This window comes from Kibdelosporangium philippinense (assembly GCF_021390435.2).
In the GTDB taxonomy this organism is placed as follows: Bacteria; Actinomycetota; Actinomycetes; order Mycobacteriales; family Pseudonocardiaceae; genus Kibdelosporangium; species Kibdelosporangium philippinense.
The window spans coordinates 392,627-419,324 of record NZ_JAJVCN010000001.1; the positions used below are offsets into that span (position 1 = coordinate 392,627).

At 65.5% G+C, this 26,698-nt stretch carries 27 protein-coding genes and 2 pseudogenes; 16 read left to right on the forward strand and 13 right to left on the reverse strand.

Annotation, left to right across the window (positions count from 1 at the left end):
- Positions 1-134: 134 nt before the first annotated feature.
- From LWC34_RS01835 to LWC34_RS01860, 6 genes are read right to left on the reverse strand one after another with little or no spacing between them, the layout of a single operon-like run.
- On the reverse strand, positions 135-665 hold the full coding sequence (locus tag LWC34_RS01835) for a hypothetical protein (protein WP_233722651.1): 531 nt from the start codon (positions 663-665) through the stop codon (positions 135-137).
- 16 nt (positions 666-681) lie between these two features.
- Positions 682-1,428 carry a DUF3137 domain-containing protein gene (locus LWC34_RS01840; protein ID WP_233722652.1) on the reverse strand — a complete coding sequence of 249 codons (747 nt, stop codon included), beginning with the start codon at positions 1,426-1,428 and terminating at the stop codon, positions 682-684.
- The gene (locus LWC34_RS01845; protein ID WP_233722653.1) at positions 1,425-1,919 is read right to left on the reverse strand and encodes a YbaB/EbfC family nucleoid-associated protein; all 495 of its coding nucleotides are present in this window, start codon (positions 1,917-1,919) and stop codon (positions 1,425-1,427) included. The genes LWC34_RS01840 and LWC34_RS01845 overlap by 4 nt, the downstream gene beginning before the upstream one ends.
- Positions 1,920-1,921: 2 nt before the next feature.
- Complete coding sequence (locus tag LWC34_RS01850; protein ID WP_233722654.1) at positions 1,922-2,431, reverse strand: hypothetical protein; 510 nt, start codon at positions 2,429-2,431, stop codon at positions 1,922-1,924.
- 21 nt (positions 2,432-2,452) lie between these two features.
- A complete protein-coding gene (locus LWC34_RS01855) occupies positions 2,453-3,823 on the reverse strand; it encodes a putative T7SS-secreted protein (RefSeq protein ID WP_233722655.1) in 1,371 nt (456 codons plus the stop codon).
- Complete coding sequence (locus tag LWC34_RS01860) at positions 3,823-4,236, reverse strand: hypothetical protein (RefSeq protein ID WP_233722656.1); 414 nt, start codon at positions 4,234-4,236, stop codon at positions 3,823-3,825. The genes LWC34_RS01855 and LWC34_RS01860 overlap by 1 nt, the downstream gene beginning before the upstream one ends.
- Positions 4,237-4,473: 237 nt before the next feature.
- On the opposite strand from LWC34_RS01860, the gene LWC34_RS01865 reads away from it, so the two are divergent.
- Genes LWC34_RS01865 through LWC34_RS01875 form a run of 3 tightly spaced genes read left to right on the forward strand, consistent with a single transcriptional unit; the run spans position 4,474 to position 6,061 of the window.
- The gene (locus LWC34_RS01865) at positions 4,474-5,307 is read left to right on the forward strand and encodes an isocitrate lyase/PEP mutase family protein (RefSeq protein WP_233722657.1); all 834 of its coding nucleotides are present in this window, start codon (positions 4,474-4,476) and stop codon (positions 5,305-5,307) included.
- Entirely contained in the window at positions 5,304-5,705 is a 402-nt protein-coding gene (locus LWC34_RS01870) for a four-carbon acid sugar kinase family protein (RefSeq protein WP_233722658.1), read from the forward strand. The genes LWC34_RS01865 and LWC34_RS01870 overlap by 4 nt, the downstream gene beginning before the upstream one ends.
- Positions 5,702-6,061 carry a nucleotide-binding domain containing protein gene (locus LWC34_RS01875; RefSeq protein ID WP_233722659.1) on the forward strand — a complete coding sequence of 120 codons (360 nt, stop codon included), beginning with the start codon at positions 5,702-5,704 and terminating at the stop codon, positions 6,059-6,061. Before LWC34_RS01870 ends, LWC34_RS01875 begins: the two co-directional genes overlap by 4 nt.
- Here LWC34_RS01875 and LWC34_RS01880 read toward each other — a convergent pair.
- From LWC34_RS01880 to eccD, 3 genes are read right to left on the reverse strand one after another with little or no spacing between them, the layout of a single operon-like run.
- A complete protein-coding gene (locus LWC34_RS01880) occupies positions 6,054-7,247 on the reverse strand; it encodes a bifunctional alpha/beta hydrolase/OsmC family protein (RefSeq protein ID WP_233722660.1) in 1,194 nt (397 codons plus the stop codon). The two genes, LWC34_RS01875 and LWC34_RS01880, sit on opposite strands and share 8 nt — an antisense overlap.
- Before the next feature lie 16 nt (positions 7,248-7,263).
- Positions 7,264-8,484, reverse strand: a complete 1,221-nt coding sequence (gene mycP, locus LWC34_RS01885) for a type VII secretion-associated serine protease mycosin (protein WP_233722661.1) — start codon at positions 8,482-8,484, stop codon at positions 7,264-7,266.
- A gap of 11 nt (positions 8,485-8,495) precedes the next feature.
- A complete protein-coding gene (gene eccD, locus LWC34_RS01890; RefSeq protein ID WP_233722662.1) occupies positions 8,496-9,869 on the reverse strand; it encodes a type VII secretion integral membrane protein EccD in 1,374 nt (457 codons plus the stop codon).
- 80 nt (positions 9,870-9,949) lie between these two features.
- Here eccD and eccCa point away from each other — a divergent pair, with 80 nt between their 5' ends.
- The 7 genes from eccCa (at position 9,950) to LWC34_RS01925 (ending at position 17,169) form a co-directional block, all read left to right on the forward strand.
- Entirely contained in the window at positions 9,950-13,882 is a 3,933-nt protein-coding gene (gene eccCa / locus LWC34_RS01895) for a type VII secretion protein EccCa (protein ID WP_233722663.1), read from the forward strand.
- An 82-nt stretch (positions 13,883-13,964) separates the two neighbouring features.
- Positions 13,965-14,303, forward strand: a complete 339-nt coding sequence (locus tag LWC34_RS01900; protein ID WP_233722664.1) for a hypothetical protein — start codon at positions 13,965-13,967, stop codon at positions 14,301-14,303.
- A gap of 11 nt (positions 14,304-14,314) precedes the next feature.
- Entirely contained in the window at positions 14,315-14,608 is a 294-nt protein-coding gene (locus LWC34_RS01905; protein ID WP_233722665.1) for a hypothetical protein, read from the forward strand.
- Positions 14,609-14,625: 17 nt separating this feature from the next.
- Positions 14,626-15,915 (forward strand): hypothetical protein, encoded by a 1,290-nt coding sequence (locus tag LWC34_RS01910; protein WP_233722666.1) that lies wholly within the window; start codon positions 14,626-14,628, stop codon positions 15,913-15,915.
- Between the two features lie 11 nt (positions 15,916-15,926).
- A complete protein-coding gene (locus LWC34_RS01915) occupies positions 15,927-16,250 on the forward strand; it encodes a DUF2563 family protein (protein WP_233726346.1) in 324 nt (107 codons plus the stop codon).
- A 22-nt stretch (positions 16,251-16,272) separates the two neighbouring features.
- Positions 16,273-16,824, forward strand: a complete 552-nt coding sequence (locus LWC34_RS01920) for a hypothetical protein (RefSeq protein WP_233722667.1) — start codon at positions 16,273-16,275, stop codon at positions 16,822-16,824.
- A gap of 12 nt (positions 16,825-16,836) precedes the next feature.
- Positions 16,837-17,169: a hypothetical protein gene (locus tag LWC34_RS01925; RefSeq protein WP_233722668.1), complete on the forward strand. Its 333-nt coding sequence runs from the start codon at positions 16,837-16,839 to the stop codon at positions 17,167-17,169.
- Position 17,170: 1 nt separating this feature from the next.
- Here LWC34_RS01925 and LWC34_RS01930 read toward each other — a convergent pair whose 3' ends face one another.
- A complete protein-coding gene (locus LWC34_RS01930) occupies positions 17,171-19,789 on the reverse strand; it encodes a putative alpha/beta hydrolase (protein WP_233722669.1) in 2,619 nt (872 codons plus the stop codon).
- Positions 19,790-19,877: 88 nt separating this feature from the next.
- On the opposite strand from LWC34_RS01930, the gene LWC34_RS01935 reads away from it, so the two are divergent.
- Positions 19,878-20,939 carry a hypothetical protein gene (locus tag LWC34_RS01935; RefSeq protein ID WP_233722670.1) on the forward strand — a complete coding sequence of 354 codons (1,062 nt, stop codon included), beginning with the start codon at positions 19,878-19,880 and terminating at the stop codon, positions 20,937-20,939.
- On the opposite strand, the gene eccB is transcribed toward LWC34_RS01935, so the two are convergent.
- Positions 20,936-22,309 carry a type VII secretion protein EccB gene (gene eccB, locus LWC34_RS01940; RefSeq protein WP_233722671.1) on the reverse strand — a complete coding sequence of 458 codons (1,374 nt, stop codon included), beginning with the start codon at positions 22,307-22,309 and terminating at the stop codon, positions 20,936-20,938. The genes LWC34_RS01935 and eccB overlap by 4 nt on opposite strands.
- Before the next feature lie 63 nt (positions 22,310-22,372).
- On the opposite strand from eccB, the gene LWC34_RS01945 reads away from it, so the two are divergent.
- Entirely contained in the window at positions 22,373-23,221 is an 849-nt protein-coding gene (locus LWC34_RS01945; protein WP_233722672.1) for a type VII secretion protein EccE, read from the forward strand.
- A gap of 783 nt (positions 23,222-24,004) precedes the next feature.
- On the opposite strand, the gene LWC34_RS01950 is transcribed toward LWC34_RS01945, so the two are convergent.
- Complete coding sequence (locus LWC34_RS01950; RefSeq protein WP_233722673.1) at positions 24,005-24,991, reverse strand: SDR family NAD(P)-dependent oxidoreductase; 987 nt, start codon at positions 24,989-24,991, stop codon at positions 24,005-24,007.
- Positions 24,992-25,089: 98 nt separating this feature from the next.
- Between LWC34_RS01950 and LWC34_RS01955 the strand changes: the two genes are divergently transcribed.
- The 4 genes and pseudogenes from LWC34_RS01955 to LWC34_RS01970 all read left to right on the forward strand — a co-directional run bounded on the left by LWC34_RS01955 (position 25,090) and on the right by LWC34_RS01970 (position 26,522).
- Positions 25,090-25,860 carry a cupin domain-containing protein gene (locus tag LWC34_RS01955; RefSeq protein WP_233722674.1) on the forward strand — a complete coding sequence of 257 codons (771 nt, stop codon included), beginning with the start codon at positions 25,090-25,092 and terminating at the stop codon, positions 25,858-25,860.
- A complete protein-coding gene (locus LWC34_RS01960; protein ID WP_233722675.1) occupies positions 25,794-26,033 on the forward strand; it encodes a helix-turn-helix transcriptional regulator in 240 nt (79 codons plus the stop codon). The genes LWC34_RS01955 and LWC34_RS01960 overlap by 67 nt, the downstream gene beginning before the upstream one ends.
- Positions 26,034-26,266: 233 nt before the next feature.
- Positions 26,267-26,350, forward strand: a pseudogene (locus LWC34_RS01965) (hypothetical protein); the annotation flags it as partial.
- Between the two features lies 1 nt (position 26,351).
- Positions 26,352-26,522: a hypothetical protein gene (locus LWC34_RS01970; protein ID WP_233726474.1), complete on the forward strand. Its 171-nt coding sequence runs from the start codon at positions 26,352-26,354 to the stop codon at positions 26,520-26,522.
- 37 nt (positions 26,523-26,559) lie between these two features.
- Here the strand turns inward: LWC34_RS01970 and LWC34_RS58655 are convergent.
- Positions 26,560-26,694 (reverse strand): annotated as a pseudogene (locus tag LWC34_RS58655) (hypothetical protein); the annotation flags it as partial.
- Between the last annotated feature and the right edge of the window lie 4 nt (positions 26,695-26,698).

The window sequence follows — 26,698 nt, forward strand, 5'->3', positions numbered from 1 at the left end:
TGGCCAAAACCCGGGAGCCCGTGTTCCCCGCGCGTGTCCACCATTCCAGCACACCGTGTCCACCGTTGCTGAAGGCCGTGTCCACCGTTCCGGCACCGCGAGTTGGCCTCCGCGGCACCGGAAGGGCTCACGCGTCAGCGCAAGATGTCGCAGAACCCTGGCAGCGCCTTGGTGATGTCGAAGCTGCCTTCCATCTGCCTGCGGATCGGGTGCGGCCCGGCGGCGAACAGGATCTTGCCAGTCTGCCCGTCGAGCACGATCGGACCGCGATCAACGAGGTGCTGGTCGCCACGCCGGACATTCACGGACGTGCCGGTGATGTAGATCTTCTCGCGGACACCGGTGTCCGGGTTGAAGGTCGACGTCTGCATGAAGTCGACCGGGCTGTCCTTGAGCGTCAAACCAGTGACAGTGTTGCGGATGGTGTTGTCCTCGGTGACATGCTGAACGAGCTTGACGCGTTTTCCATTGTCGTCAAAGAAGGTCCAGTTGACCGCGTGCAGGTCGATGTTCCATTCGACGCCATAGTCACCGCAGGCCACCGGATCGGCCACGGTTCGCTTGACGTCGGTCTCGGTGCGGGTCGGCGGCGTCGCGGCGGCCGCTGGCATGGCAACGGCGGCCAAAGCGGCCGCCGTCAACGCTGTAATCAGTAATCCCCTCATGGGACGAGGATATTGGCTACGTCCAGACCTGCTGCGGGATTCGGTCCATGATGTCGTTACGAAGGTCCAACGCGGGCACCAGTTGGGCCGGGTCGCGGTGGTCGCCGACGACGTCGCCGATCACTTCCAGCTGCTGTCCACGAATCCAGAACCCTTGGAACGACCGGGAATCGTTCAGCATCAGGTCAATCAACTGCGGGCTGAGGACGTCACGAGCGAACTGCTCGTTCTGCGCGGTCACCTGGTAGCGGGCATCGAACTCCGGATGGCCGATCTTCAGGTCGCCCATGCCAAGCGCGGAGCCGACCGCGCTCTGCATCCTTGGCACCGAACGAACATCCAGCGTCGGCCGAGGCGCAGGCGTGTGCACCCAGATCGCGTGGAACCACTTCTCGCCGCCGACTTCGCGGCTGTCCGCTGGTTTGGACGTCCAGAACTTCGCCGCGAGGAACTGCCTGCCGCGGTGCTCGCCGGTCAGGACTTCGTGTGCCTGCAAAGCCGTTGGCGACGCGGCATGCCCGACGATCGGCTCCGAAAGCTTCGGGTAGCGCTCAACATCGTTGAACACGTCGACGTAATCGTCGGCGCGTTCAACGTAATTCCAGCCTCTCCGAGGCGCTTCCTCATTGAGACGGCCGAACGTACCCGCTTCCTCTCTGTCGTTGGTCTTCTTGATCCAGATGAACAGCCAGGCGAGCAGGCCGCCGACCACTATCAGGCCACCGACCACGACCGCGATGATCAGTATCGGGCTTGGGCTCAACGACGCATCCCTTGGTAGATGTCGAATCCGTCCTCGTAGTCGTCGTAACCCGGCCGGGTCGGCGCTGGCGCGGGCGCCGGTGCTCGCCGCAAAGATCCTGGGCCGGGATCCGGGGTCGGCCGGTCGCCGAACACGGTTTCCTCCTCGGCCAAGACCCGGTCGAGCAGCTCTGAACCACCCAGCCCGCGCCGGACCACTTCGGCCTGCGCACGGGCCGCGTTCGCCTGTGCCCTGGCGATGGTGTGCATCACCGTCTTGGACAGCAGGGCCGGGTCCGTCGACCTTGTCGCGTCGCTGAACGTGATGGACTGGACCGACCCGCCAGCTCCGGCGACGACGGTCACCATACCGTCAGGTGACGTCGCGGTGCCGTCGACGCCTTTGAGTTCCTCGGTCATCTGCCGGTACGCCTCGGCGCGCATCCGGTTGTCCGCTGCCGCCTGGTCAATGGATTCGATCCGGCGCGCGAGGCGCTCCGACCACTCGGTCATGCTCACCAGCCCCCGTTGGTGTTCTGTGCCGCCGGATCCGGCCGGACGGTCGTCAGGAACTGCTGGAAGTCGCTGATCACGCGCTCGAACTCGTCGGAGTCCGCGGACAGCACGATGTGCAGCACGGCTTGGCGCCCCGGGTTACGGACGTCGTCCATCCCGATGAACACCTGCAGCTGGGCGACGTCCATCTGCCGCCCGCCCGCCTGGATCAGCACCCGGACGGCCTGGGTCAGGCCAGGGTTTTCGGCAGTACCGTGCTGGCTGCGGTTGCCCACCTTCATCTGTACGACCTGCGCGCGCAGCTTGGCCAGCGCCTCGTCGGCCAGCTGGTCGAGCGGCACGTCCGGCCTGATGTCGCCGGAAATCGTGATGTTCGAGGTGAATCCGTTGACCGCGGGCGGTTTCAGCGCGACGAACGCGACGTGCGGCGAACCGACCTCGTCAGGTGGTGCGGCACGCCATCCGTCCGGCAGCGCGAACTCGATCGGCACCGGGATCGTGGTTGCCATTCGCTTGAATCTCCATCCGCTTTACAGTCCGAAGAAGTCCTTGGCCGCGTTGGCCGCGTTGCTGACCCCCTGGTTGACGGCCTTGCCCGCGCTCTCGACGGTGTTGCCGACGGCGCCCGCGACGTCGCCGACCGTGTCGACGACTTTGCCGGGGTCGACCGAGACGTCGAAGCCGAGCTTGGCGCCGTACCCGAGGCCGACACCGAACGAGCCGCCGACGTGGAACTTGCCGTCGTCGCCCATGCCCAACTGGGCGTCGGCTTCGACGCCCGCACCGGCCCAGGCCTCGCCCTTGACACCAGCGCCGATCCCGCCGACCTCCGCACCGACCTCGCCTTCGACGCGCGCACCGGCGAACGCGCCGACGCTCGCCTCCGCGCCGCCCCAGCCGATGTTGGCCTCTGCCTCGGCTTTCGCGCCGACGAAGACCTCGGCCTTGCCGGACACGCTCGAGTATTCGCTGAGGTTGAGCGTCCCTTCGGCACCTGCCTTGGCAAGATACGCCTCCGCGCTGGCGCCCGCAGTCAGGCCGTCAGGGCCCCACTTGGCGTTGGCCTGCGCCTCGGCGCCGAGCACGTCGACACTCGCCTTACCGGTGCCGCTGAAGAAGCCGGAGTCGAATTTGCCCTCGGCTTCCGTGCCCCACCACTTGGCCGCCGCGTCGGCTTTCCACTCGCCCTCGGGGATCTCGATGCCGAGCCCCTTCAGCACGCCCTGCATGACGCCGCTGAAGATGTCGCCGAGGTTGCCCTGGTTCTGGCTGCCGAACTCGCGAGCGTAACTGCGGTTGATCCCCTTGCCGTGCCAGCCGCGGTTCTGCTGGTGGGCATCGGTGCCGAACGTCTTCTCGTTGCCGACGTCCTTTGTGTACTTGCCTTCGCCGTCCGGCTGGAAGCCGAACATCTCCGCGATCGTGCCGCCTGCCGACGCGAGCTGGTCACGCGCGTTCTGCAGGACCGTTTGCGCATTGCGGAACGCGTCCGCGGCGGGGTCGGTGACCTGCGTGACGAAGTTGCCGTTCGCGACGGCTTCCAAGGCCTGTGCGGCGTGCGCACGGGACGCTGCCATCGCCGAGGTGTACATCTCGATGGCCTTCTGGGCCTCGCCCTGCGCCCAGGTCAGCGTGTCGCCGAAGTCCGCGAGGGCCTCGCCGCCGATGCCCATGTCCTCGACGGCCTGCAGCCATTTCGGCGGTTCCTGGCCGAACATCTCAAGGAACGAGGACGCGGCGTCACCGGTCCACTGCACAACGTCGACGCCGCCGAGGTCACGGCCTACCGAACCGACCTGTTTGATGTTCTCCACAAGGGCTTTGAGGTCGCTGGAGATCGCCTCCGGCATTCCTGGGATGAGCGCCCGCGGATCCATCGTCTGCCCGAGTTCCGCTGCCATCAGAACGCCATCCTTCCTGGCGGAGGCGCGTCAGACGCCAAGCTTGGATTCAACCGCGAGGAGATGCTCGGCGCGATGCCGACCGCGCCGCCGGTCAGGCCGGTGCCGGTGCCCTCGCCTGGCAGGGCCTCGCCGACCTTGCTGAGCAGGCTGCCTGCCTGCGCTTCGGTCTCCACATAGGACTTGGACGCGGTGACAAGGCCGTGGCCGTGGCCGTCTGCCTTGTCTTTCAACGCCTCGATGTTCTTCTTCATCTCCTCGATGAACGCCGACCATCCCTGTTGGACGCCAGGATGGCCGTAATCACCGCTAGGAGGTTGCCAGACCGCGCCGACCACCTTGCCGACAACGTCCCCGATCTTGGTCGCGGCGTTCCGCAGTTCCTCGGGAACGGTTCCAAACCCGTTGGGCATAACGCCCCTCACCCCAGTCGAATCGAATGCCCCAGTGCGTGTGCTCCGACGCGCGCCGCGTGCCCGCGGTTCCATCGAAGTTCCGCCAGTGACGCGTGTTGTTCTACCAGATGGCAGGGGGTGACGATGCTCCTACTGACCGGTAGGCAACCGCCGAATGGGTGCTGACCAGCGGGTTTCAACAGTGCCTGAACCCACTGTCGGCGAATTGTCAGAGGCCTGGTGTAGCAAGAAGAAGTGACGATTCAGCAGGAAAAAGCCGAGAAGTTCGCCGAACTGCACGCCCGTGACCAGGCCTTCATCATCCCCAACCCCTGGGACGTCGGAACCAGCAGAATCCTGGCGCACGTCGGCTTCGAAGCGCTGGCAACCACCGGCGCGGGCTTTGCCTTCTCGGTAGGACGCCGAGACGGAGCGACAAGCAAAGAAGAAATGCTGGCCTACGTGCGGTCCATCGCGCAAGCCACAGACCTGCCGGTCAGCGCGGACCTGGAAGAAGGCTTCGCCGACGACCCGGACGAAGTCGGCGAGTTCATCGTGGAAGCTGCAGGAACCGGCATTGTCGGCGGCTCCATTGAGGACCGAGGCTACGGCCGCGAAAAGGTCGCGCTGGGTGACCGCTACTCCGTCGACGTCGCTGTGGCCAGGATCCAGGCCGCAGTGGACGCGGCGCGCAGCCTGCCGTTCAAGTTCCTGCTCACCGCCCGATGCGACAACTACCTGATGGGCCATCCCGACCTTGACGACACGATTCGCAGGTTGCAGGCGTACCAGGAAGCAGGCGCTGACTGCCTCTACGCACCAGGTCTGACCACAAAGGACGAGATCCGCGCGGTGGTCAGCGCGGTCGACCGGCCCGTGAACGTGGTCATAGGGCTTTCGGGTGAACCGATCTCACTGTCTGAATTGGAGGAAATAGGCGTTCGGCGCGTCAGCCTCGGCAGCACGCTGTCGCGCACCGCGCTCGGCAGCTTCATTACCGCCGCCCGTGAACTCAAGGAGCACGGCACATTCGGCTTCACGAAGGACGCGATCGCCTACGCCGACATCACCGCTATGTTCACCGGATGATCGGAACCGTTGCGGAAGACCTGGGCGGTGGCCTGGATATCGCCTGTGCGTTCCGCGCGGAAGGACTCCGGACGCTGTTTCTGTTCGATGTGCCAGCGAAATCTGTCGAGCTAAGTGACGCGGTTGTGATCGCGGCTGCTGACGCTGTGGAGGCTGTGGACTGGCTGCGCCGCAACGGTTGTAGCCAGATCTACGTCGAATTTGGTTCGGCTTCCGTCCTTGGCGCGGTTGCCGAGGCGATGTCCGTGGATACCGTCCCGATCGTGCCGAGTGCTCCGCATCGACGGCGAGCTGTGTACATGGGGCACTTGTTCGACGGGTCGACCTTGGTGGCGGACCTGCCTCGGGTTCTGCGGGCTTCGCTCGCGGCTTGGGGGCCGCCAAGCCAGGACCATTGAGCCTGTCGTCGAATCCGCCGCTGTCCGGCAAGGCGGCAGTGTTGGCCTGCGGTCCATCCGAGCAGGTCACCGCCATGATCAATGCGGGCAGACCGGATGTCCCGCTGATTCGCTCAACCCCCGAGCGGGTTCCCGAACTCGCGTTGGACCTCGTGGAGCGCGGCTGCCGCCGGTTGGTCGTCGCCGGGACCGAGGCGTCGCACGCGGTCGTAAGTGCACTGGGCATCACCAGCGGAACCATCGGGGAACTGGAAGACGCCGGTGTGCCGTGGATCCATACGCGGGACCTGGCGCTGCTGCTGGTCCCAGATGGCTTCGGGGAACCCGAGTTGTTTGTGGACGCGACGGCTACGTAGTCGTGCGGATCTCGATCTCGGAGTGCAGGGTGCGGTGAACCGGGCACTTGTCGGCGATCTCGAGCAGGCGTTGGCGTTGTTCGGCGGAAAGGTCGCCCTCGATGCGGATTCGCCGGTCGATGCGATCGAGCATGCCTGCCTTGGTCTCGCAGTCCGCGCAGTCCTCGGCGTGGATACGGGTGTGATGCAAGTGCACCGAGACGTTCTTCAGCGGCCATTGCTTGCGGTCTGCGTACATCCGGATCGTCATCGAGGTGCACGCGCCGAGTGCGGCTAGCAACAGGTCGTACGGGGTCGGCCCGCTGTCGTTGCCGACGGGGACCGGCTCGTCGGCGGTGAGGACATGGCGGCCGACCTTGACACGTTGGCCGAACGGGCCGTCGCCGTTCTCGGACACCACAACGCGGCCTTCCTCCGGTTCTGGGGCCTTGACGGCGTAGCGGGCGACCCAGGTGGCGAGGACGTTGGCGACGTAGTCGGCGTCTTCTCGCTTCGTGAGCAGGTGGTTGGCGCCGTCGAGGGCGACGAAGGACTTGGGGTGGTGTGCGGCGTCGAAGATGCGCCGGGCGTTCTCGATTCCCACGTACTCGTCGATTGGCGAGTGCATTACCAACAGTGCTGCTTTGAGCTTGCTGATTCGTTCGGTCTGTGGTTGTTCGGCGATGTCGTCGAGGAACTGCTTGCGGATGCAGAAGGTCCGGCCTGCCAGCACCACGTCGGCTTGGCCCTTGCCGACGATCTCCTCGTGCGAGTCGCCGAGCAGGTGCAGGACGTGGGCGGGGTCGGCTGGCGCGCCAATCGTTGCCACCGCGCGTACTTCGGGAATTCGATGGGCCGCTGCGATTACCGCGGCGCCGCCGAGTGAGTGTCCGATGAGGACCGTCGGTGGTCCGTACGAGGACCGTAGGTGGTCTGCGGCGAGGACCAGGTCTTCGATGTTGGACGAGAAGTTCGTGTTGCCGAAGTCGCCTGCCGAGCCGCCGAGGCCGGTGAAGTCGAACCGCAGCACCGCGATGCCGAACTCGGTGAGCGCACGCGAGATCCGGCTGGCCGCGACCACGTCCTTGCCACACGTGAAGCAGTGCGCGAACAAGGCGTACGTCCAGATGTCGCCGTCGGGCAGCTCCAGCCGGGCGGCCAACTTCTCACCCTGCGACCCGGTGAACTCGATCTTCTGGCTCCGCATAACAACGAATGTACTGCTAAGTCAGCTCAACGTCGGCAGCCCGGGGCGGTGGTGGCGCGTCCTCTCGCTGCTCCGCCGGGCCAGGGCGCCAGCCGCGGCGAAGCCCCCGGCGGACGGCGATTCCACCCAGGGCGGCGACCACGGCGGCGACCGTTATCCCGCCTGCCCAACTCAACGCGGTCAGCAGCACTCCGGCTGGCCCGGTGTTCTCCGGTGGAAGTGGCACAATCTCGACAGATCCGGCAGCCGTCGAGGGCACACGAGCGGGGATCGCCGCGGTCAGCGCCGCGAACGGATCGATCACCCCGGCGCCGATCCGATCTGTGCGTTGGCCTGCGACAGGTGTTGCGGTCGCGGTGATCCGGCGGACCACTTCGGTGACCGGCATGTCTGGATACTTCGACCGGACGAGGGCGGCGACACCAGAGGCCAACGCTGTCGCGAAGCTCGTGCCACTCACCGCGACGTAGCCGCGTCCACCGGACGACGCCGTGGTCAGTTCCTTGCCCGGTGCGGCCACGTCGATCCACTGGCCTTGGTTGGACTCCTTCAACGGCTGGCCGCGCTCGTCCACTGCCGCCACCGCGAGCACACCGTCATACGCGGCCGGATACCACGTCACGCCCGGCTGGTCCTGCTGTTCGTTGCCCGCCGCAGCCACGACCACGGCGCCGCGAGCGATCGCCGCGGCGACGGCGTCCTTGATCACGGGTTTGTCCACAGGGAGCGCGAAGGACAGGTTGAGTACCTGCGCGCGTTCAGCGCCCAGCCGGATTGCCTCGGCAACCATCGCGTCGGTCGCCTGCTGGAAAGGCACGGTGAAACGGATCGGCACGATCTTGGCGCCGGGAGCCACTCCGATGACACGGTCGTCATCGGCATCGCTCCCGGCAATGAGTGCAGCCACTGACGTGCCATGGTTTTCGCAGTCTTCCATGCTGCTGGGCGCTGTGGTGAACCCGCGTGGATCGCCAACGGGGGAGAGTTCGACACCGGGCAGCATCGCGCCGCTCAGTTTGGGATGTCGACCGTCCACACCGGAATCAATCACGGCGACGGTCACGCCAGCGCCGGTCGAGATCTCCCACACCCGTTCAAGACCAAGCCGATCCAGCATCGGATCACGTGGCGCGGTCTTCGGAAGCGAAGGCCCAGGAACGGGATCCTGCCTGCACGCTGCCTGCGCCGTGCCAGGAAACACAGCGAGAGTGGTCAGCAAGGCCACGATGAAAGCCAACCGGGTGACCATCATCCGCCCAAATCCAGCAGCAGGCGGTAGATTCCCCAGACGGCCAGCGCGAGTGGGACGACCGTCAGCAGCAACGTGGTTTCGATGATGTCGAGCAACCGGGACGTACGAGGGTTCGGCGCGTGCCGTCCACTTGCGATACCGACCAAAGTCGCAATGGCCGCGCCGACAAGGAGAATCGGCAGCACGACGCCGAGCAGCATGGTGTTGTTGCCCGCAGCCTGTGCCACGGCGACACCGGCACCCGCGGGCAACGCAAGGACCGCAGCGAGAATCGGGGACGCCACTTGAGGAATTTCCCGGAAAAGCCTGGCACGCAACAGCATCAGCAAGAACAAGACACCCGCCAACGACCACGCCCACGCGTCACCGGCGGCTGCGAGAATGGCGATGCCGACTGCGATAGTCGCGTGACAACCCGCAACCAGGCCGGACAACATGAGCCGCGCGCGACGAACCCGTTGCAGCACAGTGTCGAACTCGACCTGTCCTGGCGTGTTGGCCAGATCGTCCACAGTGCGCGGCAGCTGAGGCCTGGGAAATCTCGAAATCCGCAACGCCAGCACGGGCATCAGTGTCGTCATCGCGAGCGCGAGCGGCGCGACGACCGCGGCGGCGGCAGCTGGGGATCCCGCGTCGAGCACCACGATCAGACTGCCCAAGCAGCCGAACACACCAATCATCGTGAACGCGGCGAACACCGCGTCACCGCCGCCGACAACGACCGGCCCGAGCGCGGACACCAACAGCACCACCGCGAACGCCAGCAGCGCGTGCCCGGCTCCCCACGTCCCACCAAGCAAGCTCGCCGCTGCCACCGCACCCGCCGGGATCGCCAGTGTGGCACCGAGAATTCCCGCCGGAACATCGCCCAAAGCCCTCGACAGCGCACCTCCGCCGAGCAGAAGCAGCACGCACGCCACCGCGGCGAGAATCCCCGGAAGAATTCCCTTCCCGGCAGCCACTGCGGCCAGTCCCCCGAGGACAGACGCGGTGATCAGAACCGCGCACGCTGCCCGGGTTTGCTTTGTCCCCCACGCGGAATCGATGGAGTTCTCGCCGATCACCTCGACCACGTCGTCGTACAGCGGCGGCGGATTGCGGTCGTTGGCCGGGTGCAGGACAAGCAGGTCGCCTTCACGCACACCGGACGCGGTCAGGCTGGCCGCGGGATCGAGTGCGCCGCCGTCGATGGTGCTCAGCGTCCAGCCGCCGGCCTCGCCTTCGTCCTTCTCGTCAACCGCGTGTTTGAGCAACGTCGGCAGCAGTGCCGCCAGTGGAACACCCGACGGAACTGCGAGATCGACGCGTGTACGCGGGCCTGCCAACCTGATCCGGCAGTATCCGCCAGTCGAGTGGTGTGTGGTCGTCACGGTGCTCCCCATCGTCTGCGCCTACCCTAAGGTTATGACCAGTCGCGCACTGTAAGCCTGGTGAACCGGGGAGATCAGCCGTGTCCACGACCTTGTTCCGCCGTCCACCCAGGACGCCACGGCCGGCCGTACCGGAGAACGTCGTCGCTCTCCAACCCCCGCCTGAGCTGGTCAAAGTGGACACTGGGAACACCTGGCTGACGGCGTTGCCGGCGTTGAGCGGTTTGGGATCGGTCGCCTACCTGTTCGCGGGCCCGCCGAACCCGATCACCTACGTCGCCGGATCGTTCTTCCTGTTCTCGTCGCTGGCGATGGTCGGCGGCTCGCTGCTGCGGGCGAGATCCACCCAAAAGGGTGACGCTCAACAGCAGCGTCGCGACTACTTGCGCTACCTGGAGCGGACCCGTGCGCAGGTCCGGCGCGCTGCTGAGGCCCAACGCGCGGCCGCGACCTGGAATTCGCCACCGCCCGACCAGCTGTGGTCGGTCGCAGCCGGACCGCGGCTGTGGGAACGCCGGATCATCGATCCCGACTTCGGCGTTGTGCGCATCGCACTGGGCGCGAAATACCTGGCGACCAAGCTCCAACCGGGAGAGTCAGGTCCGGTCGAGGATCTCGATTCGCTGTGTGTGCTGGCGCTCAAGCGTTTCCTGGTGACCCACTCGGTTGTTCCCGACCTTCCGGTCGAGTTGTCGCTGCGCCGGTTCGCCGCGATCGGTATCAGCGGCGACCGTGACCAAGCGCGTTCGTTGGTGCGCGCATTGATCGCACACGCGGCTACTTTCCAAGCACCACACGACTTGCGAGTCGTCATCTGCACGGATCAACCCGACGGCGAACGATGGTCGTGGGCGAAGTGGTTGCCACACGCCCAACACCCGGACCAGGTCGATCACGCCGGACGGCTGCGGCTCATCCACCCGATGCTCGGCACGCTCGAAGAATGGCTAGGCGCTCAGCTGACCGGGCGCCCGCGGTTCAACCGTTCCGCAGAACCAGATCCCGAAGTTCCGCATATGGTCGTGGTGCTGGACGGCAGCATCGTGCTCGGCAGCGAACTGGTCCTTGATGGATTGCAGGCCGTGACTGTCATCGATCTTGACGGCCGGGCGGCAGACCTGGTCACGCAGCATGGCATGCAGCTCACGGTGGACGACGGCAGGCTTGATGTCCGTGTCGGATCGCAACAGGACCATCTCGGCACGGCCGCGAAGATGGCCGTCCCGGTGGCTGAGGCGCTGGCCCGGCAACTGTCCGGCTACCGCCTCGACGTCGCCACCGCGCAGAGCGAAGATCTGTCCACGGTGGACCAGACGCTGCCCGGTCTGCTCAATGTGGACGACCCCGGCACGCTTGACCTTGAGACGCTGTGGAAACCGCGGCCGTTGAAAGACCGGCTGCGGGTGCCGATCGGCATCTCGGCTGACGGAACCGTGCTGCACCTGGACATCAAGGAGTCCTCGGACGAGGGAATGGGCCCGCACGGCCTGATCATCGGCGCCACCGGCTCCGGTAAGTCCGAACTGCTGCGCACCCTGGTGCTCGGCATGGCGGCCACCCACCCGCCGGTCCAGCTCAACATGGTGCTCGTGGACTTCAAGGGCGGCGTCACGTTCGCGGAGATGGAACGCCTGCCGCACGTCGCCGCCGTGATCTCCAACCTGGAACGCGACCTCAGCATGGTCGACCGCATGCAGGAAGCCCTGTCCGGCGAGCTCAACCGCAGGCAAGAAGTACTGCGCTCGGCCGGAAACCTGGTCTCGGTGCGTGACTACGAGCAGGCACGGCTGCGCGGCGTCCCGCTGGCGCCATTGCCCACATTGTTCATTGTGGTCGACGAGTTTTCGGAGCTGTTGAGCCAGAAACCCGACTTCGCCGACCTGTTCGCCCAGATCGGCCGCCTCGGCCGAGCGCTAGGTGTGCACCTCTTGCTTGCCTCGCAACGCCTTGACGAGGGACGGCTGCGTGGCCTGGAATCCCATCTGTCGTACCGAATCGGCCTGCGCACGTTCTCGGAACAGGAAAGCCGGGCGGTGCTCGGTGTGACTGATGCGGCCGCGTTGCCGAACGCGCCAGGACACGGGTTCTTGAAGGACGACGCCTCGGATCTCAAAAGGTTCCGCGCCGCCTATGTTTCCGGCGCCTATCGTGGCAACGAAGCGGAGGCGGCCTACGTCCTGGCCGGTGCGGCCGACATCAGGCGCTTCCCGGCTGGCTTGCTTCCAGTGCCGGCCCAAATCGAGGTCCCCTCACCAGAACCCGAGGACACCGACGGGACCGAGCTTCCCACGTTGCTGACCGTGATGGTGGAACAGTTGGCGGGCAAGGGGTCTCCCGCGAGGCAGGTGTGGTTGCCGCCGTTGGATGAGCCGGACACATTGGACATTCTGTTCCCTGACCTGCAAGTGCGCGAAGGCAGAGGGCTCGGTGCGGACCCCGACTCGCCGCCGTTGCGCGTGCGGTTGGGCACCGTCGACCGGCCGTATCACCAGCGCCGCGACCCGTTGACCGTCGCACTCGACGGCGCCGGGGGACACGTTGCGATCGTGGGAAGGCCAGGGTCTGGAAAGTCCACTTTGCTCAGAACCTTGATCTCGGCGCTTGCCTTGCGCCACACGCCAGCCGAGGTCCAGTTCTACGCGTTGGACTTCAGCGGCACGCTGTTCGGGATGGCCGGATTGCCGCACGTCGGGCGAGTCGCCGGGCGGCAGGAGGCAGAGGTCGTCCGCCGGGTCATCGGCGAGATCAGCGGTGTCGTGCAGGACCGCGAAGTCCGGTTCCGCGAGCTCGGCGTGGATTCGATGGCCGACTACCGGCGTATGCGGGCGCAGGGCGACGTCACCGACGACAAGTTCGGCGACGTGTTCCTGGTGATCGACGGCTGGTCGACGTTGTGCCGCGAGTACGAGGACCTGGAAACCGGGATCACCGCGCTGATGGGGCGTTCGCTCAGCTATGGCGTGCACGTGATCGTGACCGCCAACCGCTACCTCGATCTGCGGCTTGGCCTGCGTGACCTGGTGGGCACGAAACTGGAGCTCAAGCTCGGCGACTCGCTGGATTCCGAAGTGGACCGCAAGCTGCAGGCGGCTGTGCCCGCGGACCGGCCGGGACGCGGTGTCAGCGCGGCGAAGTACCACTACCTTGCCGCCGTTCCGCGCATCGACGGGCGGCGGAGCGCGGCAGACCTGTCCGTCGGGGTCGCTGACCTGGTCCGACGCGTGTCCGAGGCCTGGAGTGGGCCGCCCGCGCCGCCTGTACGGCTGCTGCCGCAACTGCTGGAGTTCGCCGATCTGCCTGCCGCTGACCAGGGCATCGCGCTCGGCGTGGAAGGGCAGCGGCTCGAGCCGCTGGTCTTCGACCTGCGGCAGGACCGGGGACTGCTGCTGATCGGGGACGCCGAGTCCGGCAAGACCTCGACGTTGCGCATGGTCGCGCGCCAGGTCGTGCAGAACTTCGAGCCGCACGAGGCCAAGCTGATCATCATCGACCACAAGCACACCATGGTCGCCGAGTTCAGCGGCGACTCGGTGCTTGGCTACGCGGCCACCGCGCAGCAGACCAACGAGGTCATCGCCGGCCTGGCCAAGGGCATCACGGACAAACGTTTGCCTGGGCCGGACGTCACCCCCGAACAGCTGCGCAGCCGCAGCTGGTGGACCGGGCCGGAGATCTTCGTCCTCGTCGACGACTACGACCGGGTCGCCACGGGGTCGAATCCGCTGCTCCAGCTCGTCGATTTCCTGCCACAGGCACGGGAGATCGGGCTGCACCTCTACATCGCGCGCCGGGCCGGTGGCGCCGGCAAGGCGATGATGATGGATCCGGTGCTCGGTGCCATGCGTGAACTCGCATTTCCTGGCGTGTTGTTGAGCGCGTCACGGGAGGAAGGCGCGCTTTACGGCGTCCAGCCGCGCAAACAACCTCCTGGTCGCGGCACACTTATCCATCACCGGCTCGGAATGGTCCCCGTGCAGCTGGCCAGAATGGATCCGGTCACATTGGGTAACTGACAACCACGGTTTGGTGAAAACTTCTATCGCATCGGATTTTGGCGATTACAGTGGGACCGAAATCGACTAGGAGGGGAATGTCGTGGGCAGTCCTGGAATGAAGATCGATCTGGCCCAGGTCCAGGCCGCCGAGCAGGTGGTTGCCACCGCGCTGACCGAGATGGAGGGGATTACCAAGCGCATTCTCGCCCAGGCCGGAATGAGCGAGGTCGCGATGAAGGCGCCGGCCGGGCAGATCACCTCGACCACGTTCAACGACCTCGGTGGCGGCGGGCGCGCGCTGGCCGAGACGCTCGACCAGCTCAAGGCTGACCTGGTCAAACTCAGGCACGTGGCGATGGAGGGGTCCGACCAGGCCACGCAGGCGGCCCGAGGTGGCGCGTCCGGCAGCCCGTCCGGCGCGGTATACGACGGAATGTGAGGGGAGCGATTATGACGTACATCGAATTCAAGGACGGCGACATCGCCCGTATCGCCCAGGCGACGCAGGGAAGTCAGCAGGAATGGGACCGCGTCTGGGAAGGTGTGCGCGGCAAACTGACGGCGACTGTTTCCGAGGCGCTCGACGCGCTGACCGGATCGTCGCTTGAGGAGCGCAGCACCCAGTACCACCAGAAAACCCAGCAGTACACCGCCCAGTTGCAGAGCCAGATGAACGCGGTCCGCAACGTCGGGAATATCGCGGTCGACACCAACCAGCAGATGAGCAGGGTAATCCGCGGCTGAGTCGCCAAGGGGGCACGATGGCGAAGTACTCCTATTCCGAGGCCTGCGAAATTCTGGAGAGCGGCCAGCCATATTCGTTGCGCGCGGTTGGCAATGCGTGGCGCAACTTCGCGGCGGCGTGCCGGACGGCGGCGTCCCACACCAAGGGCACCGCCGACGAGGTCACGGCGCAGTACGGCGCGCCGTACCAGAACTTCGGTGCCAGAGCCGTGCCGATCGCGACCTGGCTGGAGACCATCGCGAAACAGGCCGACACGGTGGCTGCCGGGCTGTCCAACGCCGGTGACGTGGGGACCGCCGCGCAGTGGACGAAATCCAAGCAGGAACACGAGTTCAACGCGCGCGTCGACCAGATCGTCGGCCCGGAGGACGCGTTGAGCGGCTCCCGGATGGCCGCGATCAAGCGTGCCGAGGAGCAGGCGGCCGAGGTGCTCAGCGTCGAGATCGACAAGTGGTCGCAGGCGTATGCCGCGTTCAATCCCGGTGATGTGCCGCCGGTTCCCGCGACCAACGGCGGAACGGGCACCACGACGTCCACGGGCTCAACGGGAACCGCTGATTCGACCGGTTCGACTGACGCCGTGCGACCAGTCGTCGGCGATCCGCCGCCGGGATCCACCGACCGGCCGGGCACCGACAACAAGGAACTGCCGGGAAAGACCGACTTTCCTGAGTCCTCTGTGGTCGGCAAGGACGGCGGTGACTTCCAGGGCTGGGTGAAGGACCCGACAACCGGATTCCTCGTGGATCCGGGCAGTGGCAGGGAATTCGACCCGGTCAGCGGGAAATGGATCGACCCGGTCACCGGCAAACCGTTCGGCGACGTGACCCAGTACGCCTCACGCCTGGAAGGACTGGAGGGCGGCGTGAGCACCACCGGTGGCCTGCTTGGCGGTTTCGGCGGCGTGACACCGGCCCTGATGACCAGCGGCGCGGTGGGCAGCCTGTACGGGGGAGTGGTTCCGCCCAGCCTTGCCGCGATGAACCCGGCCGTCGCCCAGCTCGGTGCCAAGGCAGCCAACGACATGGCCGCCAAAGCATTTGCCGCGCAACAGCTTGGCTTGCGGGAGGCCGCGCAAGGTGGCCGTCCGTTCTTCCCGCCGATGCAGGCTGGTGGTGCAGGGGCGGAAGGCGGTGGCGCACGCCGGACACGTGCGCGTTACCTCACCGAGCCGTCGAGCACGTGGGGCGGTCAGGGGAAAGAGGAAGAGAAGCGCAAGATGGTCGAGCGTCCAGAGTGGATGGTCGAGGACGACGTGTGGTCGAGCGGCCAGCCAGCCACCCGGGGCATCCTGGGGGAGGACTAGCCGTGGCCGACATGAAGTACGACACCGGCGAGCTCCGCAACGGAGCCAGACGCAGCAGGCAGTCGGGCGACTCGGCCGAGGAGGTGTCGAACAAGCTGCGTGGAGCCAGCGTCTCCGCGAGCCCGTTCGGTGACGTCCCGATCGCCTCGTCGTTCGCCGGTGCGCTGTCCCAAGCCCAGCAGGATCAGGCGAAAGGAGCCCGTTCAGCGGGACAGGGGCGTGACAACAAGGCCGCGCGTGCCGACTCGGTGGCCAACGCCGGTGACGACCTCACGGTCACCACGACCCAAGTGGCGAATCAGGCAGTGGTGAACGACATCGCCGACCGGATGTGAGTCACCTGACATGCTGGGGGCTATGACCAACCGGGCGACCAAGATCATCGCTGTGCTGTCGGCATGCGTGCTCGCCGGCTGCACCTCAGAGCCGCAGGCCGGACAGCCTGCGCCGGTGTCCACACCGACCACAACAACGAGCACTCCGCCGCCAACGACGACAAAGAGCCGAGTGCCCCGGCAGATCGAACCGCTGCCCGGCGGTAAGAAGATCGCGCCAACGCTGTGTCACCAGGCGCAGTTCTCGATGCATGGCGCGGTCGTTGGCTGGTACGGCGTCGCCACGTCGTTTGTCGAGGCCAACAAGCCGGTTCCGGAGCGGAGCTGGGAAGAGACCTTGCGCGTCGCCCCCACCTTCAAAGAGACCCCGACACGCCAGCGACCGCTGTTGATCCAGGCAGGTGTGCCGGAGACCCACGTGGTGATCAAAGACCTCGACGCCTTCCTTGCCGCCGTTGACGAGGAGCTCGACGTCGCCAGGACCAAAGACGAATCCAGGGTGACGGAGGTCAACCGCAAACTGACCGACGCGCGCGACAACTTCGTCGAGTCGTGCGGCGCGATCCGCAGTTGAAAGGACACGAGAATGGGTGACGCGTACGGCTGGGGTGCCGGAGACCGCCAGGTGTTCGACGCCGAGTTGCTCGAGAAGGCCGCGAGCCGCCTGCGTGAGCAGAAGAAGGACCAGCTCGTGATGGAGCTGCAGCAAGGACTCATGCCCACGGGCGCGTTCGGCCAGATCGCCGGCGCCCAGGAAGCCTCCGGCAGGCTCATCAAGCTGTTCGAGGGGATGGGCAGTGAGCTGACCAAGGCCGGAATCGACCTGGACGACCTGGCCAGCAGGTCCCTCGCCGCCGCCGAGCTTGCCCGTCAGGCAGACGTGCAGACCCAGTCCGCGGCGCGGAACATGCCGCGATAGCTCAACTTCGGTAGTACTCGTAAAAACGACCGGTCTCCGTCGGCACCCGTTCCTCACGCATACCGCTGACCTTGCCGTCCTTGGGCACGTTGTCGCCGTAGAGCAGCACGCGGGCTTGTTCCTCGTTGCTCCACGGCGAGTTTCGAGGCGTGTCCACGTCTTGAGTGCCCGTGGCCCGGTTGCCCCGCTCGACGTCGTAGGCCAGCGTGTCGACGTCCGCGCTGTCGGTGGGAGTCCGATGCGCTGCCTCGTAGGCGTTGACCGCCCGGTGTGACGCCATGCTGAGGTTCTTCTTCTCCTCGCTGCCGTCGATGTCCCCAGGCGCTTGCAGGGTGTAGTTCCCCTGGGCGTCGCGTGAAACGAGTCCTGGCGGCAAATCGGCCGGATCGACGACACCCGCGTTGAGGGCAGCTGAGGTGATCAACAGATCCCGGCGGGTGACGTACTCGGCGCGATCCTGGCGGAACAGTTCGTCCCTCTTACCGGGAAGCTGGGGCTGTGGTGCGGGGTCGTCCATGAAGGCGAAGTTCGCGCCGCCGTTGACCAGCGCGTTGGTCAGGCTGACCGCGGGGCCGACGAGCACAGCGCCCGTACCGGCCGTTCCCACCGTCACGCCAGCCGCCACCAGGGTGGTCGCTACCGAGATGCCGCTCTTGATCGCCGTGTTGCGCATGGATTCCGCTCGGTGCGCGGCTGCCGCTTCCTTGTCCGCTTCCTTGGTGACGTCGAAGGTGTAGTCGAAATTGGCCTGGGTGACCGCGCCGTCCAGCCTGCCCGCCTCGATCAGTGCCTGGTTGACCTTCGTGGCGTCGCCGTGTTTGAACGCCTCGGTGAGCATGACCTGGTTGTACGCGGTGGCTTTGGTGTGGAAGTCCGTCGCGTCGTCGTCGCCGGTGCCGGAAATGAACTGTAGGAACAGGTCCCGGTCACGGGTGGTCAGCTCGAAGCCAGGGCCGACCTTGCGGCCCAGTACGTCGGTGAGGCCGTCCTTGTACTCTGATTTCGGTCCCTCGCGGGTGAACGAGTCCATGTACTGCACGCCGACGTCTTTCACCGCGTCTTCCACACCTTCGCCCATCCGGTGCAGGTAGCCGTCGCGGTCGCTGGCCACTTCCTTGACTACTTCCACCGCTGCCCGCGCTTGCGCTTCGCCGCCACCGCCGTCCTTCGGGTCACGGTCGGTGCCTCCGTGGATCACGGCGGCCGCGCCGCCCTCGTCACGCCAGTTCAAGCCCATCAGGGCTTGACGGGAGTTCTTGTCCAGCAACAGTTGCGCCGAGGCGTCCTCGTTGCGGCCGACCACTTTGAGCATGTCGCTGACACCGCTGTCGGACGTCTGCTCCTTGAGCTTCGCGAACGCCTCCGGACCGCCTTCTCCGCCCGTGGCGTACCGCAAGCCCTCGGTGGTGTTGCCGGAGATCGCGTTGAGTTCCTGCTTGACCCGGATCGCTTCGTTGCCGAGCTGCTTGGTGAACTCCGTTCCACCGTCTATTGTGGACGTCTCCATCAGGTCGGCGAACCCGTTCCACCGGTTCAGCCCCTCGACGTGCATGTCCTTGGTGTTGTTGAGATCCTTGTTCGGCCACAGCAGGCCGGTGTCCTCGTCGCGGTGGCCGACCTTGGTGCCCATCAGGTCCTGGACGGCCTTGGGCATCTGGTCCTTGCCGGGGACCACGTTGTGACCGGCAGAATCTGTGTACGGTTTGGACAGATTCATGATGCCGTCGGCGATCGGGCTGACTACTTCGCGGGTGCGCCCTGGCGCGGCATCGGTGACGTACTTGGGGATCTTCGACAGGTCGTCCGCGCCGACCTTGTCGTACCACGCGTTCATGTACGCGCGTTCCGCCTCGGTGAGCTGATGTCCTGCGGCTACCTTGGCGTTCAGCAGGGCGATCGTGCCCGAACCGTCCTGAATGGCGTCAACGCCTTCGGCACTCGGTGGCTGCTCGCCGAGGCCGTCCTTGGTCTGCTGGCCGTCGGCGTTGGCCGCGTCGACGCTGATATTGACGTCGCCAGGGCCTTCGTCCACATTGTCCGGTGGGATGTAGCCGAGGTCCGCCATAGACTTCAGATGCGTGGCCAGCGTGGTCTCGTAGGAGTCGACCGAGGTCTTGATGGCGTTGCCGTGTTCCCTGACCCGGCCGACGGCCTGCTCGATGTAGGTGTTCAGAGTGGACTGACGGTCGTTGGGATCCATCATGTTGTGGTTCTTGCGCCAGAACTCGCCCCACTGGCCCTCGATGGTCTTGATCTCGCCCTCGAGTGTGGACACCCCGGTCTTCGCGTGGCTGATCCGGCCTTCCAGCTCGTCGGAGATGGAGTCGAGGATCCTGGCGATCTTGCCCATCTTCTCGCCGCCGTCGCCAAGGAGCTTCTTGGTGTCCTGCACGTGCTTCGCCGGGTCGTGCACGGGACTGTTGTCCACTGTGTAGCCCTGAGCGGTGAGCTCGGACGCCTCTTTGGCCAGATCGGTCGACAGCTGCGCCTCGCCACTGGCGTCGGCGAACGTCTTGGCGAGATTGGTGATCTCAGCCGGGTTTCCCGCGGTCAGCTTGTCGCGCAGCTTCCATGGGTCGACGCCTGCCTTAGCGGCGAGCTGTTCGTGTGAAAAACTCATATGTCGCCCCCTGACGATGAATCCAATGGCAGGATAGGCACACCCGACGAAAGGCGGCCAGGTGCGATCACGGCAATTAACCTGTTCGGTGGTTTCGATCGCACTGGTGCTCGCTGCGTGTACATCGGCTGACGAGTCCGGTTCGGAAGGCTGCGCCTGGCCTGCGGATTTGACGTCGATCGGGGTTTTGCAAGCACCCGATGAGGTGATTGCCGTCGACGTCCACTCCGGACAGATCAAGGTCCGCTGCAAGGTGACCGCCACGACGGCGGGCAGTTCGGACGTGCCCTTGGAGGCGGATGGAGTGCGGTACAACCAGTCGACGGCACCCGTCGACTCCATCGTGATGCCGGACCTGTCGCCTGATCTGCGGTCGATCGTCGTCGAGGACGGCGTGGTCGAGCTGGCCGGCCTGCGCCTGACCAAAGTAGGCAACGCGGACTGGAAGCCGGCGTCCCTGCCTGGCAACGGCCGCGTCCTGATGTCCAAGCGGCCGAATGGTGTGCCGAACGCCGCTGACTACATCGTGGCATCCGGATGGTGTCTCCTGCCTGCGTTGGACGCTCCTGCCGAACGGTGTGCGCCGATCAGCGACTCGACCGCGCAAGGCACGCCGGTGATCCACACCGATGGGACGGTCGGCTGGGCAACGTCCACGGGCGTACCTTTCCGCGCCGGCGCGTTGTCCGCCTGGGCGCAGACCGATGGCAAGCGCCTGGTCCGGGCTGAGGTGCTGCCACCGGCCAAGAAGCCCGGGGGTAGTGGCATCTTGCTGGACGCGTCGGGCATGGCCGGGTGGATTGATCCCAGCGATGTCGCCCTCGCGTTCAACGAACGCGTGTCGGACCAGCGTACGAAGCGCATCAGCTGGTTCGTCACGAAGTCCATCGCAGCCGACGGTGTGACGGCGGAGCTGTACCGCTCGCCAGTGACAGACATGCAGCTGGCGGGCGATATTGATAGTGCGTACGGCAACAGCATGGGCCGCGTTTACGGTGTTCGTGTGATGGGTGAGGCGATCGTGCTGACTGTGCAGGTCTCCTCGGACGTCGTGGCGGTCGTCAGAGTCGGTATGGACGGAGCTGTACGCAAGCTCGCCACCCTGCCCGGCAGCGCTCAGGCCAAAATCATCAGCTGGCCAGTGGCCTAACCCGTCCCGCCGAACTCCTTCGCAGCTTCGACCGGATCCAGAACCGGGCCAGTGGGAAGAAGCGACACGAACGGCCAAGGCACGTTCTTCGCGGCAGCCGGGTCGTATCGAAGCCTGCGGACAGCGTCCTCTGTAGGCACTGGATAACGCTGACCAGCGTCCGTCACGAGCGTGTAGACCCCATCCTGACCCGCCGCGGACGCCCCTTTGACCAACGCTCCTGCCCCTGGCGGAATGACCACTTCGGACACAATGCCAGGCACGTCCCCGCTCTTGCTGCCGACAGCGGCGCGACGGGCCACAGTAGACGGAGTGCTGACCCTGACCTGCCACGCCGCATCGCCAGCGGGCTCACCAGGAGTCGTGCTGATACACAACGGATGATCCCGTTCCAGGTCGGTGATCTCAGGCACCTCACCAGGCCAGCCCCGCTGATCCGGAACCGGCCGCCTCGACTGCGGCGCGGAGAAAACAGCGGCGGTCGGCAACGTCAACTTGCGACTGCCACCCGCGGCCAGCAAAAGAAAAGCCGGTTCCGAGATGGGACTCAACCCATCGGACTGCACAACGAAATGCTGCCGATCAGCCTCAGCGACATCACCAATCGCTGCACTCACGGGCAACGTGAAGGAAGGCGCACGATCCCGACCATCCGGCAATCTCGGCTCAGCCAGCTCAGGCCCTTCAGGAATGGTGTTGAGCACCTCGGCGGGAACGCGTGCCGCGGAAGCCCGTTGCAGGCCAAGGACAACCTGGCTGTTGCCAGTGAACTTGAACCTCCGGCCGTGAGCGATGAGCCAATGCTGCCCGTCAGGATCCTGCACGATCGTGCCCGCGTTCTTGCCAAGAACCCCTTCCGCGGGAGCGGAATCCCCAACAGTGAGGGTGACAGCAGGCGGGACCGAAGTGGACTGTGACGGAACAACACACACGGTCCACGCGCCATTGGTCAACTGATCCTTGGTAGGCAAGGCATCCGGTGCGCCAGGAATACCCACCGGCAACCCACGGGGTTTGGTGTCGAGCGCGCGCTGCCGTACCTCGGTGAGATTCCCGCCGCCAACAAGAAGCGCCGAAGCCAGGTTCAGCGCCGGATGAACGCGACCGTCCACAACGACATAGCGATCACCAGAACCCTTGAGAATGACGGCGCCAGCCTCCGGAAGCTCAGGACCGCGCCCACCACCAAGGAATCCAGCGATCCCAAACCCAGCCATCACCAGCACCGCGATGACAATGCTGCCAATCGTGACCCGGTTGATCCGACGCCTCGGGTCGGCGATGGCTTCGTCGGAGCCGACCATCAGGCTGGTGACCTGCCGGCGTCCCTCGTACGTGTAGGCCTCGAGCTGATCCCGCGTGCTTGCCACGGCGTCCGGGTTCCTTCCCTGCGATACTGGCTTCACCTTAGCGGCCCACTTGGTGGTGAGCAGATGAAAGCCCTAGGTCGGGTACTCGCGATAGAAGCGGGAATCGGCGCGATGGTGGCAGGTGCGCTGATGCGTAACCCATTCGGGTGGACCCTGCTAGCTCTTGGCCTGCTCGTCGTAGCTTTTTCGGTGCTCAAAGTGGACAAACGCGCAATAGCGTGGCTGGAAGCGGAAGAACCACTGGCCAAGCCCCAAGTGATCAACGCCCCGAACCGCAACGGCCCACCCGTTGGAGTGATAGGAGACGGCCAAGGCTTCACGGCGGTGTTGGAAATAGACACCGGCACCCCAATCCGCCTGCCCGACCTCACCACATTCGCAGCCACTGACCCCTCAGGCCTAGCGGGAACCCAAGTCCTCATCGAACAGTTCCGCGGCCTAACCCGTCGCGTGTGGATAGTCCTGCGCCACGAACCAATGTGGGCGCAGGAAGCGGTGTTCGAAAGAGGCGGCGGAGCCGAAGGCGCCCGTGCAGCGCTGGTGGCGGCCGCAGCCCGCCTCCAAGTCCTTCTGGGCGACCAAAACCTGAAAGCTTCCCCCTTGAGCAGCGCCGAGCTGTCCACAATGTTCACTGTGAACTCGGCAAGTCATTGCTGCCTGCGTTCGAGTACAGCCGACTGGCAACGTCTATTGCAGGTGACGGCAAGCGCAGCGGAAATCTCCTACATCTCAGTCATCGCAGACGAAGTCACAGTGCGCCTCGTATCGACAGACCCCAGAAGAGCCCGAGACGAACTGCTGGCAAGCGGCATAGCGACAGAAATGGGCCAGCGACTTGGACTAGTGGCGACGCTGCCCTTGGGCGGAGGAGCCCGAAACCTGGTGGGAGCAATAGGATTGGTGCGCCAATGACCCTGGAAATACCGGTGTCCGGTGTCCAACTAGGCTTCGACCAACATGGAGCTGAGATTTTGGTGCCCATGGTCCGTCGTGCGCCAGTCCGCATCGGACTGCTCGGCCCACCACCCCCGGCCCGCCTGCTGGCCCATCGCCTAGCGTCCGCAGGGGTACAGGTCATGGTGGTGACCCGCCGTCAACCAACTTGGAAAGCCTTGCGCACCAACACCCGCTTGACCATCGTCGACAACCCACCACCCTGGCCAGCCAAACCATCAACCCAACCAGGCGGAACCCCAGGCCCACAAGCATTCATCGCAGACCTCCCCAGCCCACCACCCCTATGGCTAGGAGACATGCCCTGGACAACCGTCCTGCACGTCGCAGACCGCATCCCTGCAGGCTCTGATTTCTGGTCTCATGTCGAAGCCGTAGTGGTTAACGCCCCAGGCCACGGCCGCGCCCTAGCCGATCTCTTCGCCCGCCCCGACATAGCCCGCACCGTCGACACCCTTCCACCCGGCCACCTCGCCCTCGTCGACCGCTGGCGCGTCGCCCTCTTCCGCGTATCCCTAACACCAGCAGAAAAAGACCTCATGGCCTGACATCTACCGGTTGCTGTAGTGATCCCGGTGGTAGTCAGCTGGTCGTCATCAATAGCATGCCGCCCATCGACGATGAGTTCCTGAACCTTCTCACCGTTCACCCACACGTGCCGATCACTGTCAATGATCACAGTGTATTCACGGATGTGATGTCGGTGGTGATATGCCGCTGGCTTCGTGGATTTGACTGCGCTCATACGAGAGCCTCGCTCAGCTTCCACAGGCGCTCGACCGACTCGGGGTCGACGGCGTACGGCATCACGCCCCGTTTGGTGAGGGAATCGGCCAGGGTGACACTATCCGCTTGGTCATCGGGCGCGAGCGGCGCGACCTCGACGTCCTCACAGTAGACGCCGCCGAGGCCTTCGAGCCTGGGACTCGTCGCGCACCACACGCTCGTGGCCGCGCCCTGCAGGAGTGTCTTAAGGCCGTGCTGGGGGTCGATGATGGGCGCTCCGTTCTCGTCGATGATGCCGCCGGTCCGCAACGCATCAACAGGGACGTGCTTGCCGAGTCCGGTATTCACGATGCCGCCAGGGTGCAGCGCGAACGCGCGGATGCCGTCGCGCCGGCCACGTTCGTCGACGCCGAGGGCAAAGAGGATATTGGCGCTCCTCGATTGACCGTAGGCCGAGAACGGGGCGTATTTCCGGCGCTCGAAGTTCGGGTCGTCGAAATGCACGTCGGAGTACCGATGCCCCCACGAAGACACCGACACCACCCGGGCACCGTCGGCCCGACGCAGCGCAGGCCAGAGCCGACTCACCAGTTGGAAGTGGCCGAGGTGGTTGGTGGCGAACTGTGACTCGTAGCCGCGAGCATCGAACGTCAGCGGGTTGGCCATGATCCCCGCGCTGTTGACCAGAATGTGCAGCGGACTGCCGGTAGCCAGGAAGGTGCGGGCGAACTCGTCGATGGAGGCTGGGTCGAGCAGATCCATAGTCTCGACCTGGATGCCCTCCATTCCCGCCAATGTCTCGGCGGCCTTCTCGTGGTTGCGAGTCGGCACAATGACGTGAGCGCCGGCAGCGCGCAGGACCCGGACAGTCTCCGTGCCGATGCCTGAGTAGCCGCCAGTAACGATTGCCGTTTTGCCGGTCAGATCGATGCCCTTGATGACGTCTTCGGTGGTGGACGCGGCGGTGAAGCCGGAGCCGATCGGACCTTGCTCTGTAGCCATGGATTCAACGTAGGGCAGCGCCGCCAGGCGTTGATGTCTGCAAATTCGCTTTACTTGTGCGAGCGTACGAACACTCGCCCAAGTACGATGAAGTGGCTATGAGCACTACTTTGTTGCGTCAGAGTTTCGAGGATTTGTTGTCGGCGAGCCTGGAGCGCGTGTCAGCTCGATGCATATTCACCGGCGGGTACCGGGTCGGCGGGGACTGGGCTTTGCGCTTCCCCACTCCGGGGCGGCTCAAAATTGCGGCGCAGGTATCAGGCTCGTGCGTGCTGCGGTGTCAGGGCACAGCCGCTGCGGTGCGTCTCGAGCCCGGCGACATCGCGATACTTGACGGCCGTCACCCGCTCGTCGTCGGCAACCAGGAAGGAATGACGCCTCGGGGCGCCTCGCTCTTGCTCACCGGCCACGACGACCCGATGGTCGATCTGGGCGGGGAGGACACTGTCCAGATCGGGGGACACATTGAGGCCAACTGGGCTGGTACCGCGATGCTGCGCGAGGTGCTGCCGCCGATCCTGCACGTCGGTGCGGACGCGCGGAGCGCGACGGTCCTGCGAGGCCTGGTGGAACAGCTCTTCGCCGAGATGTCCCATCCGAGCGCGGGTTGGATGTACGCGGGAGAGCGGCTGGCCCAGCTCGTGCTCGTCCACGTACTGCGAGAGTTCCTCGCCAGTGCCCCAGACCTGCCGCCGGGCCAGCTGCGGGTGCTTGTGGACCAGCCGCTGGCGCCTGCTGTCCAGCGCATGCACGAAGATCCGGGCCGCCCTGGCGACTCGAGGATCTCGCGCGGTCGGCGGCAATGTCCCGAACTGCTTTCGCGACGCGGTTCCGAGCGGTCGCCGGGCAACCGCCGCTGGCCTACCTAGCCGAGCTGCGGATGCAGCTGGCCGCGCAGCGCCTGCGGGACAGGCAGCTCTCAGTGTCGGAGTCGGCGATAGCCAGCGGCTACTCCTCGGTGAGCGCGTTCAGCACAGCATTCAAGCGAGTCACCGGAAAGTCGCCCAGTCAGGCCCGTGCCGCCACGCTCGACTCAGCCTGAACTAGATAGAGCGACACTATCGCCAACGTTGCGCTTGCCGGAAATGTCATCCATGAACGTCAAGGTGCATGGTGGTATTCGTTGAGGATGCTTGTTGGCGCTCTCTGAAATTCCCCACTCCTGCTCTCTGAAATTCCCCAGTCGGGTGTCCTGTCGGCGCGTCGTTTGCACTGGTCAGCGACCTTCGGGTGACGGTCGCGGTGGTGATCACCGCGTTCGTCGCTGGAGGGTGGATGCTCTCGCTGGAGGAAGACGTGGAGGCGCAGGCGCTGCGCGATCAGGGCTGGTCGATCTCGGCCATCGCCCGGCATTTGGGACGTGACCGCAAGACAATCCGCAGCTACGTATTTGTCCGGCGAACGCGAGCCCGGCCGGCGAAAACCCGCGGGTCCGGACCCGTTCAAGCCGTTTGTCGCCTACTGCCGGGCCCGGTTGGCCGACGATCCGCATCTGTGGGCCTCGACCCTGCTCGAAATCGGCGCACCGTAAGAAGAATCGAGACCGGACGACCGCTCACCGGCCGATCGTCCAATCGACGCTGATAGCGACTATGCACCGTGGACGAACCAGTTCCGCAATCCGGGCAAGCGGCGTCCACCTGCCGTGACCGTGCTCGGATCAGCACCTCGCTGCCGTCTCCGGCAACCTCCTCAACCACCATCCCC

Bases quoted from the DNA above. Each gene is read 5' to 3' on its own strand.
- LWC34_RS01910 (WP_233722666.1), top strand. From the start codon at position 14,626: ATGGCGAAGTACTCCTATTCCGAGGCCTGCGAAATTCTGGAGAGCGGC.
- LWC34_RS01955 (WP_233722674.1), top strand. From the start codon at position 25,090: ATGAGCACTACTTTGTTGCGTCAGAGTTTCGAGGATTTGTTGTCGGCG.
- LWC34_RS01850 (WP_233722654.1), bottom strand. From the start codon at position 2,431: ATGGCAACCACGATCCCGGTGCCGATCGAGTTCGCGCTGCCGGACGGA.
- LWC34_RS01860 (WP_233722656.1), bottom strand. From the start codon at position 4,236: ATGCCCAACGGGTTTGGAACCGTTCCCGAGGAACTGCGGAACGCCGCG.
- LWC34_RS01930 (WP_233722669.1), bottom strand. From the start codon at position 19,789: ATGAGTTTTTCACACGAACAGCTCGCCGCTAAGGCAGGCGTCGACCCA.
- LWC34_RS01950 (WP_233722673.1), bottom strand. From the start codon at position 24,991: ATGGCTACAGAGCAAGGTCCGATCGGCTCCGGCTTCACCGCCGCGTCC.
- LWC34_RS01855 (WP_233722655.1), bottom strand. From the start codon at position 3,823: ATGGCAGCGGAACTCGGGCAGACGATGGATCCGCGGGCGCTCATCCCA.
- LWC34_RS01925 (WP_233722668.1), top strand. From the start codon at position 16,837: ATGGGTGACGCGTACGGCTGGGGTGCCGGAGACCGCCAGGTGTTCGAC.
- LWC34_RS01945 (WP_233722672.1), top strand. From the start codon at position 22,373: ATGAAAGCCCTAGGTCGGGTACTCGCGATAGAAGCGGGAATCGGCGCG.
- LWC34_RS01835 (WP_233722651.1), bottom strand. From the start codon at position 665: ATGAGGGGATTACTGATTACAGCGTTGACGGCGGCCGCTTTGGCCGCC.
- LWC34_RS01870 (WP_233722658.1), top strand. From the start codon at position 5,304: ATGATCGGAACCGTTGCGGAAGACCTGGGCGGTGGCCTGGATATCGCC.
- LWC34_RS01880 (WP_233722660.1), bottom strand. From the start codon at position 7,247: ATGCGGAGCCAGAAGATCGAGTTCACCGGGTCGCAGGGTGAGAAGTTG.
- LWC34_RS01960 (WP_233722675.1), top strand. From the start codon at position 25,794: ATGTCCCGAACTGCTTTCGCGACGCGGTTCCGAGCGGTCGCCGGGCAA.
- LWC34_RS01920 (WP_233722667.1), top strand. From the start codon at position 16,273: ATGACCAACCGGGCGACCAAGATCATCGCTGTGCTGTCGGCATGCGTG.
- LWC34_RS01845 (WP_233722653.1), bottom strand. From the start codon at position 1,919: ATGACCGAGTGGTCGGAGCGCCTCGCGCGCCGGATCGAATCCATTGAC.
- LWC34_RS01915 (WP_233726346.1), top strand. From the start codon at position 15,927: ATGAAGTACGACACCGGCGAGCTCCGCAACGGAGCCAGACGCAGCAGG.
- LWC34_RS01905 (WP_233722665.1), top strand. From the start codon at position 14,315: ATGACGTACATCGAATTCAAGGACGGCGACATCGCCCGTATCGCCCAG.